11 protein-coding genes, 1 pseudogene and 1 riboswitch are annotated in these 12,908 nt (G+C 44.5%); of the genes and pseudogenes, 7 read left to right on the forward strand and 5 right to left on the reverse strand.

What is annotated here, in order from left to right; genetic code table 11:
* Positions 1-8: 8 nt before the first annotated feature.
* From EJ063_RS04805 to EJ063_RS04815, 3 genes are all read left to right on the forward strand, one after another.
* On the forward strand, positions 9-968 hold the full coding sequence (locus tag EJ063_RS04805) for a LysR family transcriptional regulator (RefSeq protein ID WP_126572858.1): 960 nt from the start codon (positions 9-11) through the stop codon (positions 966-968).
* Between the two features lie 89 nt (positions 969-1,057).
* Positions 1,058-3,568, forward strand: coding sequence for a bifunctional diguanylate cyclase/phosphodiesterase (locus tag EJ063_RS04810; protein WP_244225136.1), 2,511 nt, complete (start codon positions 1,058-1,060; stop codon positions 3,566-3,568).
* A gap of 169 nt (positions 3,569-3,737) precedes the next feature.
* Positions 3,738-4,262 (forward strand): putative outer membrane beta-barrel protein, encoded by a 525-nt coding sequence (locus tag EJ063_RS04815; protein ID WP_126572859.1) that lies wholly within the window; start codon positions 3,738-3,740, stop codon positions 4,260-4,262.
* A 45-nt stretch (positions 4,263-4,307) separates the two neighbouring features.
* Here EJ063_RS04815 and EJ063_RS04820 read toward each other — a convergent pair whose 3' ends face one another.
* Entirely contained in the window at positions 4,308-4,808 is a 501-nt protein-coding gene (locus EJ063_RS04820; protein WP_126572860.1) for a hypothetical protein, read from the reverse strand.
* Between the two features lie 358 nt (positions 4,809-5,166).
* Between EJ063_RS04820 and EJ063_RS04825 the strand changes: the two are divergent.
* Positions 5,167-5,926 (forward strand): annotated as a pseudogene (locus EJ063_RS04825) (transposase); the annotation flags it as partial.
* A gap of 63 nt (positions 5,927-5,989) precedes the next feature.
* Here EJ063_RS04825 and EJ063_RS04830 read toward each other — a convergent pair.
* A complete protein-coding gene (locus EJ063_RS04830) occupies positions 5,990-6,877 on the reverse strand; it encodes a helix-turn-helix domain-containing protein (RefSeq protein WP_126572861.1) in 888 nt (295 codons plus the stop codon).
* A gap of 169 nt (positions 6,878-7,046) precedes the next feature.
* Here EJ063_RS04830 and EJ063_RS04835 point away from each other — a divergent pair, with 169 nt between their 5' ends.
* Positions 7,047-8,246: a sugar efflux transporter gene (locus EJ063_RS04835; RefSeq protein ID WP_126572862.1), complete on the forward strand. Its 1,200-nt coding sequence runs from the start codon at positions 7,047-7,049 to the stop codon at positions 8,244-8,246.
* 52 nt (positions 8,247-8,298) lie between these two features.
* Here the strand turns inward: EJ063_RS04835 and ribB are convergent, their stop codons facing one another.
* The 3 genes from ribB to EJ063_RS04850 all read right to left on the reverse strand — a co-directional run bounded on the left by ribB (position 8,299) and on the right by EJ063_RS04850 (position 11,556).
* Complete coding sequence (ribB, locus tag EJ063_RS04840) at positions 8,299-8,955, reverse strand: 3,4-dihydroxy-2-butanone-4-phosphate synthase (RefSeq protein WP_126572863.1); 657 nt, start codon at positions 8,953-8,955, stop codon at positions 8,299-8,301.
* 108 nt (positions 8,956-9,063) lie between these two features.
* A riboswitch (FMN riboswitch) is annotated at positions 9,064-9,215 on the reverse strand.
* 154 nt (positions 9,216-9,369) lie between these two features.
* Entirely contained in the window at positions 9,370-9,618 is a 249-nt protein-coding gene (locus EJ063_RS04845) for a DUF3297 family protein (RefSeq protein ID WP_126572864.1), read from the reverse strand.
* Positions 9,619-9,744: 126 nt separating this feature from the next.
* The gene (locus EJ063_RS04850; RefSeq protein WP_244225137.1) at positions 9,745-11,556 is read right to left on the reverse strand and encodes a tetratricopeptide repeat-containing diguanylate cyclase; all 1,812 of its coding nucleotides are present in this window, start codon (positions 11,554-11,556) and stop codon (positions 9,745-9,747) included.
* Positions 11,557-11,879: 323 nt separating this feature from the next.
* Here EJ063_RS04850 and EJ063_RS04855 point away from each other — a divergent pair, with 323 nt between their 5' ends.
* Together EJ063_RS04855 and EJ063_RS04860 are read left to right on the forward strand one after the other, a co-directional pair.
* The gene (locus EJ063_RS04855; RefSeq protein ID WP_126572866.1) at positions 11,880-12,467 is read left to right on the forward strand and encodes a hypothetical protein; all 588 of its coding nucleotides are present in this window, start codon (positions 11,880-11,882) and stop codon (positions 12,465-12,467) included.
* A gap of 10 nt (positions 12,468-12,477) precedes the next feature.
* The gene (locus tag EJ063_RS04860) at positions 12,478-12,906 is read left to right on the forward strand and encodes a VOC family protein (protein WP_126572867.1); all 429 of its coding nucleotides are present in this window, start codon (positions 12,478-12,480) and stop codon (positions 12,904-12,906) included.
* Positions 12,907-12,908: the final 2 nt, after the last annotated feature.

Genomic DNA, 12,908 nt, shown 5'->3' on the forward strand with positions numbered 1-12,908 from the left:
GGCTTGGTATGGCGTTAGTAAATCAGCTCTCTTTGTTTATTGATGTGGTTCAGCAAGGTTCCTTTACTAAAGCTGCGGCTTTGCACGATATGGATAATTCATCGCTATCGAAGCAAATCAAAAAACTAGAGTCTGAATTGGGTGTACAGCTATTAAATCGCTCGACGCGCTCGTTTTCATTGACGCCAGCGGGCGAAGAAATACTCGCTCAAGCACACAATCTAGTCGGCACTTTGAATCATGTGCATTCTATTGCTGACTCTTACCAAGCTCAGCCTAAGGGGCGTATTCGAATAACGGCTCCTTACCATGTCGGGCGTAATTACCTCAGAGCGGTTATCACGCAGTTTATGGCTCGCTACCCCGATGTAGAAATTGAGCTGCTCCTTGATGATAAACGCTCTGATATTATCTCTGATCATTTCGATGTCGCATTTCGTCTTGGTCGTTTAGATGACTCGAGTTTGATTGCGAAAAAAATTGCCGATATTCGACCGGTGCTATTGGCATCAGAGGGCTTTATTGAGCAGTATGGTGAACCTAAATCGCCGTTGGAGTTAGCGAAACTACCCTCGGTGATTTACTCCAATCGAAACATTACCGTCGATACGATGCGACTTGGTGAAACCCCTCAATCTAAGACTGCTACGCCATACACGATGAAGGGAAGTTGTCGAGTCAATGACACGAATGTATTACTCGATTCTGTGGCTGATGGGCTAGGGTATGCGTGGGTTGCGTCTTCGAATCTTTATGCCCCAATTGAGTCGATGAAGCTGAAAGCATTACTCACTGATCACTTACTGTGTAATCAAGGCTTAGCACTTTACGCACTTTATCCCCATCGAAAACAAACGCCATTGGTGCGTGAATTTATAGCAGCAGTTCAAACTTATATCGGTCATCCGCCGATCTGGGAACAGCATATCCCCTACTTTTCTGAGAGCTATCAAATCAACCCAGCTTAAGTATCACTTATGCAATCCAATCATTATTATCCATATACAGTTCACCATTCTGTTGTGTATAATTCGTGCGAGATTAATGATTGATATGAATGTCCTCAATGGCAACGCTAAACGACAAAAAACTGGTTTTCTTAATTCGCTTCGCCCCTTCTATGATAGTGGCTCTATTTGCCACCTTGACGACTATCGCGGTTATCACAGACAGCCGAGAGAAAGCTCGACTCAGTAGTGAAGCCCTATACAGCAATATCTCTGACCATCAAAAGCAAGTGATTGCTGCTCGTGTGGAGCAAATCTTTACTCAGGCGAACATCCAGCAATCGAAGTCGGAAGATAATCTAAAACAGCAAGCCAGTGAACGAGTTGCTGAAGCCCATCGTATTGCGACCAATATCTACGCGAATAACCAATCGAAAAGCGAACGAGAGATCACTAAGATGATTTCGGATGCGCTTCGCCCGATACGATTTTTCAATGGTCGCGGCTATTTCTTCATCTATGAGTTTGATGGCATGAATGTCATGCATCCTTTAAAGCCACATATTGAAGGGACATCCGCTTGGGAAGTGGTGGACAAACATGGCACGCTGATCTTGCAAGAACACATTAAGCGTATAGAACAACAAGGAGGGGAGGCTTTCTATAGTTGGTGGTATCAAAAGCCGGGTTACCCATTAGAACAAGAGTTTGAGAAGGTTGGCTACGGGAAAAAATTTGAACCCTATAATTGGCTTATTGGCACTGGTGAGTATACATCAAATGTAGAAGAAGATGTGAAAGCGACAGTATTGGAGTGGGTGACGAATACGCAAGCTGGCAAGCGAGATAATGTGTTTATTTTGGATGAGAGCGGAACCTTCTTGTATCACGATCAGCCGGAATTGATTGGTATGAGGGTCGGGCAAATCACTCCGATGTTGGCTGATGACGAGGTGAAATACGACAATATTTCCGCACAGGGAAACTTTGTTACTTTTGACCTTCCAAAAAGCAGCCTACTGATCCCTAACTATCAGGGGGTTGCTTATATGCGAGCTTTTGACTCTTGGAAATGGGTCATTGGCTCCACGTTCTCCGTTGATGAAATCAATAGTTATATCCACGACCAAAAACAAGAGCTTGATCTTCAAAACAGACAGCACCTCTCTTATCTTATTCTATTAAGCATATTGTCGATAATGGTCATGACTGGACTGAGCTATCTCGCGAGCCAGTTTATTGTGAAACGCTTTGACAAATTTCAGCAAAAGATCGCCCGAGATTTCACCCGTTTAGAGCAAAGAAAAAACCAAATGCAGCACATGGCTTTGCATGATCCGCTAACCGGGCTATCGAATCGGACAAGGCTTTCAGACAGTATTACAGAAGGCATTGAACAATCTAAAAACAACGGTAAAAGCCTAGCAGTAGCGTTTTTAGACCTGGATGATTTTAAGAAAGTGAATGATCTCTATGGGCATGCCACTGGTGATGAATTGCTCAAGAGCTTAAGTCGTCGGTTTGAAGCGATACTAGGAAAACACGATTCTGTCGCTCGCTTTGGTGGTGATGAGTTTGTGTTCTGTTTGCCTCTACTTTCTAATCTTCACGAAGCGACACAGAAGATCAATGATATCAAAGCTGCATTGGATGCGCCGTTCTTGATTGAAGGCAGGCCGATGACACTGGGATCGAGTCTTGGTGTAAGCCTTTATCCGAAAGACAGTTGCGATCCAGAGATCTTGATTACCAATGCTGACATTATGTTGTATCGCGCTAAGCAACAAGATAAAGGCAGCGCGCTCTTTTTTAATCAAGAGATCAACCATCAGATAAAGAATGAATATCGTATTGATCAGTTATTGCGCGGGGCTTTGCAACGTGAAGAAATGAGTGTGGTATACCAGCCTCAGATCAGCGCTCAATCTCAACAAATTGAAGGGGTGGAGGCACTGGTTCGTTGGTCAAACGAGGAGCTCGGTTTTGTTGGACCTGATGTGTTTATTCCTTTGGCTGAAGAGAACGGGTTAATAGGGAATATCGGTCGTTTTGTTCTGAAAAAAGCGTGTAAAGATGTCTACCAAATTTCACCCAATGGCCCAAATGCGTTGAAATTATCGGTCAATGTGTCACCTAAGGAGCTATTGGCCGATGATGTTGTCGATACGATTCTTGAAACCGTCATGGACGTTGGCATTGACGCGAAGCGGATCACGTTAGAAGTGACGGAAAGCATTTTTGTTGATGATATGCAGCGGGTCATTCCGATTCTTGAGAGGTTACAAGCGCTAGGCTTTTGCATTTCGCTAGATGATTTCGGAACAGGGTATTCTTCGCTTAGCCATTTGAATAATTTGACCATCAATGAGCTCAAAATTGATAGAAGCTTTATTACCAATATGGTCAACAATGCTCAGAGCAACGCACTTGTTAAAGCCATTCTTGCCATCAGTCAATCGTATCAGCTTCAAGTTGTGGCAGAGGGGGTCGAAACCAAAGAGCAGTACCTAACACTTAAATCCTACGGGTGCCAATCCATTCAGGGCTATTATTTTGCTAAGCCAATGACTCCAAAGGCGCTTTCTGAGTGGATGAAACGCAGTGAGCCTGTTGAAGCATAACTGATAGGGAATTTGAATTTACATTGTAAATTTCTGATGTGAGTTTCCCTCTCTGAATTGAATCTGAATAGATTGAAAAAGCGTTCACGGATGAACGCTAAGCGCATCGAAAATGATGTTTCAAACCTACAAAATCAATCATATTGGCGCCTTTGCTTAAGGAGTTAATATGATTCGTACCCTCCCTTTAATCACTGCACTGTGTGCTTCTTCCGTTCTTGCCAGTGAGTTTCCTGAGCGCTATCAAGATGTTTACCTCGCGGCGAGTTATTCATCTCATGAACTGCTCAATAAGTCAGGTGATGGATATGGCCTTCTTTTTGGTGCAAGAGATATCTATACCAACTCGCTATTTATTGGTGGTGAGCTTGAAGCGGTGGTACTGGATAATTCTTCATTGGATAAATGGGCGGCTATTGACGAAGAGTACGCATTTTCAGCGTCCATTCCGGTTGGAGTAAGGTTTGATGTTATAGACAACGTCACCATTGATGCTTATGGTTTGGCAGGTTATTCAGTGATTAAGTCAAACCCATCGTTAGAAGAAGCATCACATGGTATTAAGTATGGCGGTGGTTTGGATGTGAATATCGCTGACTGGAAGTTGGGCGTCCGCTATACACGAGTCGATCTAAAATACGATCTCGACCAACAAGATATTACATTTATGATCGGCCACACGTTGTCGCTGTAATCTGAACATTACTTTGTTCGTGACGAGCGGATTTGGTTTGTCTGGCTAAAACCCGCCAGCCCACTGATCGAACTCACTAATGTTATCGAGTTCTGATTGAGTGCGAGGGGCGGGAAAATAAGGTAATGCGAGCAGTTTTTCAGACGCTAGGAGTTCCCAATCTGGCGTCATCTTTAAGCGGACCAATTTGTCATCGTCACCACGAACAAGCATGTAATATCCATCATTGTGCGTGTTAGCGTAGCTTGCAATGCGGACCTTATCTCCACTTGGTAATTGAACCATACGACCTAAAGGGTAGAGTTGATGCAGGGCAAAGCTCACATGCGCATCGTTAACATACCCTTGTTTGAATCGTTTTAGCCCAATAGCGGTTGATGTGGCTCTATGGCTCCAGCCGGCGAGCATTAAACCTTTCAGTGAATCTTTGAATGGCTTACCTTTTGGGTCACCTTGATTGGAAATAAACTGAACTTCTACTTCATCACCTTGCTGAGACTTTATCTCTAAGAACTGTTCACCGGTTCGATCGGCCATTAACTTCATAGACATCCTCCTTTTAAGTTATTGGTATTCTATTCGATAATTTTGGGTTTTCTTTGGCTCAAATCAAATACGTTCCTATCCTGACCAAAAACTCAGATTGTGAATCTGCAGTCTTACTTCCCGAATCCCTCTGTCTTAGTAACTGAGACTCAAAAAATGAATGTTAATAAAATATTTCAAGTTCAATGTCTTCACGTCTAGATTGAGGTCAACGCATGGTTGCGTTGGTTAAGAAAACAATCCTTGTTTGAACTATCAAAGATAAGAAGAGTTAAGATGGAACTTAAGAAGTTAGCAGTCGCCGTTGCTGGCTTTCCTCTTATCTTCATTCTCTTTTCTCCCCCCTGTCACTACCACCTTGTTTAAAACCTCTGTGGCAGCTTGGGAGAGTAACGCACTAGTGAAAGATAAGGCGCTAGGGCTAAACATCATGGCCGTGGATGGCACAACCTTTCGTTGCCAAGATTCGGAAGACAACGCGCAAGCATTTGGATTCATTTCTCAAAAACACAAACCTTACCCTCAACTTCGCTTGGTCGGCCTGATGGCTACCGAAACACGCTTTATGATGGGGGCTGCATTCGATGCTTGTCAGGTTGGTGAGGCAACATTAGCACGCAGGTTGTTAGCTGATGTGCCCGCAAACTCACTGACGTTGTTTGACCGTTGTTACTTTTCCGCTGACCTATTGATATCGTGGAATGCAGCCGCCTCCAACAGTCACTGGCTAACCCCTGTAAAGCGGAAATTAAGATATGAAGTTTTGGAGCAATTTGCTGAGAACGACATGCTTATCTCTATGCCTATCTCCCCTCAAGCTCAGCTACAAAGCGAAAGCCGTTTTGCTGTTGGTGTTAGACAAGAGTTCTGGGGAGTATTGCTGGCGTACAATTTGGTGCGCTTAGAGATGATTCATATTGCTCAAGATGCCGATGTAAGGTCAACGAGAGTGAGCTTTACATCTGCAATAAATTTGATAGATACCCAATTACGTTGGTTAGCACTCAGCTCTGATGGAACTCTGCCAAGTAAACTCAAACAAATGAGGGAGAGCATAAGTCATTTCATTTTACCTGATAAAAGAAAGGACCAAATACCCATTTAGATATAAGCGTTAATGCTTATCCGAACGGCATTATCATTATTTGAGGCGTTTTTTCGTCAATGCTGAGTCGTTTATCTTACTTAAAACGCTGCCGAAACTGGCTCGGTGTCATGGTTTTTACGCTTTTGAACTGTCGGTTGAAGTTAGATAGATTTTGAAAGCCGGTTTTCTCTGCGATGATCGCGATTGGTTTGGACGTTGATGCGAGCAATTCACACGCCTTACCAATGCGGAATTGCTTTAAGTGGTCAGAGAAATTCATTCCGTAATGTTTTTCGAATAACCGATACGCTGAGCTGTCACTCATGTGTAAATATTGGCCGAGATCGGTAATTCGAACCGACTCTGAGTAATGATCTTCGATGTATTTCGCAGCCAATTGCACTTTGTGCTGAATCTCTCTGTTTCCAGCCACTTGATTGAAGCGATAAGCTGATGCAGAGAGTCGCTGCGTTGTTTCATCATTAGCGATAAGCAAGAGTACTTCGATGACTCGAATGGCTTGGAATTGTCGTTCTAGTTGTTCTATTCCTTGTAGCAGCTGAGCGACTCGCTGCGCGGTGTGTTGGCTAAACTTAATGCCGTACGCAGAGTTCTCAATCAAACGTGCGATGTTCCTCGCTTCCGGTATGGTCGTTTGAATCTTTTCTAACCAATCATGCTTTAGCCACACAATCACAGAGTGGTGAGGTTTTTCTTCTGAACCATTGATTTGACCTGTGATCATGTGCGGCAGACCCGGCCCATAAAGCAAAAGGGTGTTATTGTGGATCTCGCCAACGTCGTCACCCGCAAAGTAATTGCCTTTGAAAACATCTTCAGGGTCTAGGTAAAGCACTAGCTCATACTCAGTGTGGTAGTGCCAAGAGCAGGCGAAATCTTCCTTCTTCACTCGGCAATGGTACTCACGCACTATCCAATCATCACTGGGTATTGGCATGACATTTTCAATATACGGTTTCATTGCAAGCTCCTTGTTTTCGAAGCTTCAGATTAGGGGAAGTGTTGCTTTTCTGTCAAAGGGAGAGTTTAGGTTGATTGATTAGTATTAGAACTAGCTCGAATACTATCAATTGTTTCGATGATATTTGCTTAGACTGTAGCCTCACACACTTACTCAAAGGAGCCCTACTATGCTGCGAGATAGAACAGCAATCTTGTTTATTATTACTGCGTTTGTCACGGGGTTGTGTGGGGCCTTTTTTTATCCCCTTTCGAGTTTGTTTATTGTTGAGGAGCTTGGCGCCTCTCCGATGTTACTCAGCCTGTATATGATCCTAGCGGTAGTGAGTGCGGTGATCGTTTCTCAGTTATTAGCCCGTCAATCGGATCGAAACTGGAAGCGAAAAACGATCTTGTTGGTGGCGATGATCTGTTACCTCATCACGATTTCTAGCTTTATTGTGGTGAGAGATTATTGGTTAGCTGTGACGATTGCGACCGTATTTGGCAGCGTGAGCGGTGCGTCATTTGGGCAGCTGTTTGCCTTGGGTAGAGAATATGCCGATCGACATATGGAAGACAGTACGACCTTTTTGTCGACTATGCGTGCGGGCATTGCGATTGCGTGGGTTTTTGGTCCACCGATAGCGTTTATGTTGAAAGCTGCTTTTGGTTACAACGCCTCGTTTGCGGTGTCTACTGTGGTCGTTAGCTTATCCATTGTCGTCATTGCTAAATACTTGCCCAACGGAGTAGTGAAAGACGAACCAGAGTCGAACACTGACGTCAAAGCGGCAGCGGCTTCAACTTCCAATGGCTTGATTGCTTTGTATTGTTCGGTTGTAGTGTTTGCCTTTGCCGCCAACAACCTTTACATCACCAGTATGCCATTGTACTTGTCCCAAGAGCTGAAAGTGGATCCAAGTTGGTTAGGCTTTTTATTTGGTGCTGGTGCATTATGTGAGATCCCAATCATGCTATACGCAGGGCGTTTAGCAGAGAGGGTAGGCACGTTGAAATTGCTGATGTTTGGCCTCATCAGTGGTGCTTTGTTCTACTCCGTAATGCTAACCAGCACAACCTTTATTGCCATGCTTTTGGCTCAGGTGCTCAATGGGTTCTTTATCGGTGTGTGTGCCACATTAGGTATGGTGGTTCTGCAAGATATGATGAAAGACCGACTAGGCACAGCTTCGACCTTGTTCTCTAGCATGCTGAACATCAGTATGCTGGTGGCGAGTTTGTCAGTGGGCGTTGTGGGGGAGTTGTTTAGCTACTATACGACACTGTATGTCTCGTTGGCTGGCTCAATTGCTGCACTCTTGATGTTGATGGTGTTTAAGGCGCTAGAATCGAAACGACAACCACTTGGTTATGTCCAGACCAGTTAGGGTGGAAAGGAGTAGAAGAAAGCCAAGCGTTGAGTCGCTTGGCTTTTTGTTTTTAAGCGAGTTTTAAATCAAATTGCTGGCGGTACGCCACCATATCTTCAATCGTTAGCACTGGCATGTTGTGCAGTTTACCAAAGGCAACAATTTCAGGCGCTTTGGCCATGCTGCCATCTGGATTGGTCACTTCACACAAGACGCCCGCAGGCTGAAGGCCGGCCATTTGCATTAAGTCGATGGTGCCCTCGGTGTGGCCACGGCGAGTTAACACGCCACCTTTACGGGCACGAAGTGGGAACACGTGACCAGGGCGAGCCAAGTCAGACGCTTGCGCTGTTGGGTTAGCCGCTGTTTTGATGGTTGTAACGCGGTCTTGAGCCGAAACACCCGTGGTTACGCCCACTTTTGCTTCGATCGAAACTGTAAACGCGGTTTGATTTGCGCTGTCGTTGTTTTCGACCATTGGTGTTAGCTCTAGACGATCGGCTTGCTCTTCTGGCAGGCATAAACAAACAATGCCGCTGCACTCACGGATCATGAGCGCCATTTGAGCGGTTGTAAGTGACTCTACTGAATAGATAATGTCGCCTTCGTTTTCACGATCTTCATCGTCAAGAAGTAGAACACCACGGCCTTCTCGAAGTGCTTCGAGTGCTGTTTCAACACGATCGATTGGATTGCCAAATTCGGCAAGAAGTGATGACTGATTCATGGTTAACTCCTAAATATCACCAGAATCAGGGCATGCAAGAGGACTGCTACTTGATATCAAGCACCAGGCAAAACGAAATGCACCACAATACAAGGTAGAGTGGTGTGTTTTCATTCTCTCTCATCCGGACTATGACCGTCGGCTCTGGGTTTTCACCAGATCTGCTGACCTCGAAAATTCGAGCGCTCGCGGGCTCACCTTTGACACTAAAGTAAAGGAATACCGCCGGTGGGGAATTTCGCCCCGCCCTGAGAATAAATTAAACGTTTGCGATTAAGCGTGTAGAATTTTATCGCGTCTGCGAAGAAAATCAACAAAGCGACTCAAGATCATGAAGTTATGCAGAAATGTGGCTAAGAAAACAAAAAAAGACAGCGCTGGGCTGTCTTCTTTAAAGGCTTTGATGCTTAACGCTTATTTGTAGAATGCTTCTACTTCGCCTTTAAGCTTAATCAGCATTGGGTTACCCCAGCGATCTTTTGCTTTAGGAGAAGGGATTTTTACCCAACCTTCACTCACGCAGTACTCTTCAACATCCGTACGCTCATTACCGTTTAGGCGAATACCGATGTGGTGCTCAAAACACTCTTTTACGAAGTGTGGGCTACGTGGGTTGCCAGATAGGTGATCCGGTAATTCTGGCTTCGCGTTATTATCGCTCATGATTAAAACCTGCAAAATAGTTAAGGTGACGCATTGTAGACAATACCAAGCGCCTCGACAAGGAACGTCTAAGTGAAACGCCTCCTTTTTGATTTGATGCAAGAGATGGGGCGACCGCTACGGTGACTACGCCAATTTATAGTCATTTCGACCACTTTTTTTCACTTGATAGAGCGCGGCATCTGCTTGTGAAAATGTGGCTTGCCATTGATGGGTAAGATCACTTCCGCTACAGATTGTTGCACCTATTGATATCGTGACATTGAGTCGATGCTCCTCATGATGAAAAACATGAGATTCAACGCTCTCACGCAGTCGTTCAAGAATGTCCACTGCCTCATGATTATGAAGAGGAATAAGCACAATGAATTCTTCTCCTCCCCAACGAACTAAGGTGTCTTGTGTTCGTATTTGTTGCTTTAGTCGCTGAACAGTTTGTTGTAGAACGCTGTCACCCACATCATGGCCATACTGATCGTTAAACGATTTAAAGTGGTCAATATCGACAACCGACAGAAGAAAGTGCCCATCTTTATGACTTGTTTCGATTTGAGGTAATAGGTTTTCTAGATATCGGCGGTTATAGGCACCGGTGAGTGGGTCGGTGTTATTTTCTGTCTTTAGGGCAAGGTTGGATCGTCTGAGGTGAAGCAAGGCCCTGATCACGAAGTAGGTGAGGATGATCATCAGAGTCGCATACAAAATCTCTTTAGAGCGCTGCTCTTTCAATGTGGACGCTTGCAAAGCATTCTGCGCTTCTAATAATTCAACTTCGCGTTGGTTCAACTGACGCTCTAGTGTACTTTTTTCGCTGATGATCTCTTCATTGTATGTTTGGCGGTAGAATTGTTGTTTTAGCGCATCGGACTGTTTCAAGTAGTCTAACGCTTGTTGATACTGCTCTAGCTGCTCATGTGATAGCGCTAACCTTGAAAGAATATCAATTTCCCAAGTGGTCTCTTGGCTTTCTGATTGCTCTAAGATTGTTAGTGTCTTAAGCGAATAGTCAATGGCGGTGGAGTACTCTTTTTTGGCGATGTAGGCTGAAGAAAAAGCGTCAAAACAGGTTGCGAGCATCACCAAAGAGTCTGGGGATTGACGTGAAAGAGCCTGACAACGTTGTGCCATCAGAAGGGCTTCTTTTGGGCGGCCAACACTGGAGTAGAGCTGCGACATATTGGACAGCGTTGAAAATTTAATGCGACTAGAGCCCGTTTTATCCGCCCTATCGATAGCAAGGCGCATATAGTTGGTTGCTTTATCTTGATCGCCTGTTGCAAAGTAGATAGCGCTTGAGTTAGCGTAGAGGATCGCTTCAAACAAGCTATTACTGTACTGGTTATTTTTGTACAGCTTAAGTGCGCGTTTAATGTAGGTATTGGCTTGCTTCCACTCTTGAGACTGCATATACACTGTCGCGATGTTGTTCAGTGTCATAGTCGCTTGGAAGTCATCGCCTTGCTCGCTAATGAGTGCAAATGCCATCTTGTAATAATTAAGGCTCGACTTAATTTCTGAACGTTGCATTTTGACGTTTCCTAGCCATCGATAGGTACGGGCCAAGAGTCGGGTATATCCCAATGCGCGAGCTTGAGGTGCGATTTCGTATAGGAGAAGCTCTCCCTCTAATAAAAGGTCTGATTCTATTAATTGGATTGCTCGATTAAGCTTGGCCTCTGCAACAATCCAATCAATCCCACTGCTTTTTCCTAATTCAAGTAGATTAGGGACAGTCGGTATAATGACACCTTCGAAGCGATGGAGGTTGAGCAGCCCAAAATAGTACAACGCTTGGGTCTGAGGGGATGCATGGAGAGGTAAGGTCACTGTCTTAGCATCGACTTTACCGGGTTGGCAAAGAGAGTGGTAGTAGAAGTCCAACATGAGTCGGTCTTGCTCATCTACATGAAGATCTAAGTAATTTTTTTGTTCATCCACATGACAGGCCGCATGAGCCGGGGAGAGCCCCACGAAAGCAGCACAGGCAATGATAAAAAGGGACAAGAACTTCATTGTAACGGTAATACCTATCAGCGTACTAAGTTATTAGTTTACCATTTTATAATTAACCTGCACTTTAATGTGGGAAAGAAACACAAAGTTATTGTCTTTCCACTTGTTTATATCTAGACCATCAATTTGCATATCAGCATCTAATAAGTGAACCAGTAGAGCTTCTCCACACCTTTCACTTAATTCAGTGGGGGTTAAGCTGAAATTAACCTATTATTCAATGCGATGAATAGTAGGAGGGCACCGAAATGAAATGGATTCTAGCGGCATATCTGATTGCGACAACGGTGGGTGTTCATGCAGAGCAAATAGAGCATGAACCATCATTTGTGACCGTGAACATGACACTGGAAGTCGACGGTATAGAACAAGCCATTCATGATACTCGCCAATCCCTCGATACTATTGGTTCAGCATTGGGCGATATTGCTGAAAGCGACTCGTTGAGCTTAGAGCAGCAAGAACGTTTGGCGGAAACGATAGAAAATCTCAATCAAGTGGTGACTTTATCAAAAGAGTCTGTAGCCGGCTTGCCTGAGGCTTTCCAACAATCGAAACAGATTCTTCAAACCAACAGCCAGCAGTTTTTGCATGACCTCAAAGTACAGATATTAGTTGTTGTGGCCTTAATTGGCGTGGTTATTATCGCGATCATCGCGGCGATCTTTTGGTTTGTGTTACGCCCGATGCAGAGCACTTTAGTTGAAACAACTCACAACATTTCATCAATGGCAGGTGCTATCAAAACCACAGCCCAAGCATTAGAAGCAATTTCAGATCAACAACAAGCAATTTCTGAACGACTGGAATCAGTTAAACAGGCGAATAACCGATAGGGACATCAACATGGAACCACGAGTAAGCATCATCACTTTAGGCGTTGCCGATTTACGTCGCTCTTTCGAGTTTTATACTGGGCTTGGCTTCTCTTCATCTAAAACGCCTGAAGATGGCATTATCTTTTTCAAAACCGGTGGGGTTTGTTTGGCACTTTATCCTCTAGAAGCGTTAGCAGAGGATGTCTCTCCCGATTGGGCCAAGTCGAAACAGGGATTCAGTGGCGTTACTCTGGCTCACAATACTCGTACTAAAGAAGAGGTGGATGCAGTGTTATCGTTGATTCAAACATTGGGCGGCAAGGTAGAAAAGCCAGCACAGGATGTGTTTTGGGGTGGCTACAGTGGCTATTTTTCTGATCCTGATGGACATCTATGGGAAGTGGCTTATGGTGATTGCTGGGAATTTAACCCTGATGGGTCACTAGTGATTGATTAAGG

The sequence above is a fragment of the Vibrio aquaticus genome (genome assembly GCF_003970385.1).
Taxonomy (GTDB): Bacteria; Pseudomonadota; Gammaproteobacteria; order Enterobacterales; family Vibrionaceae; genus Vibrio; species Vibrio aquaticus.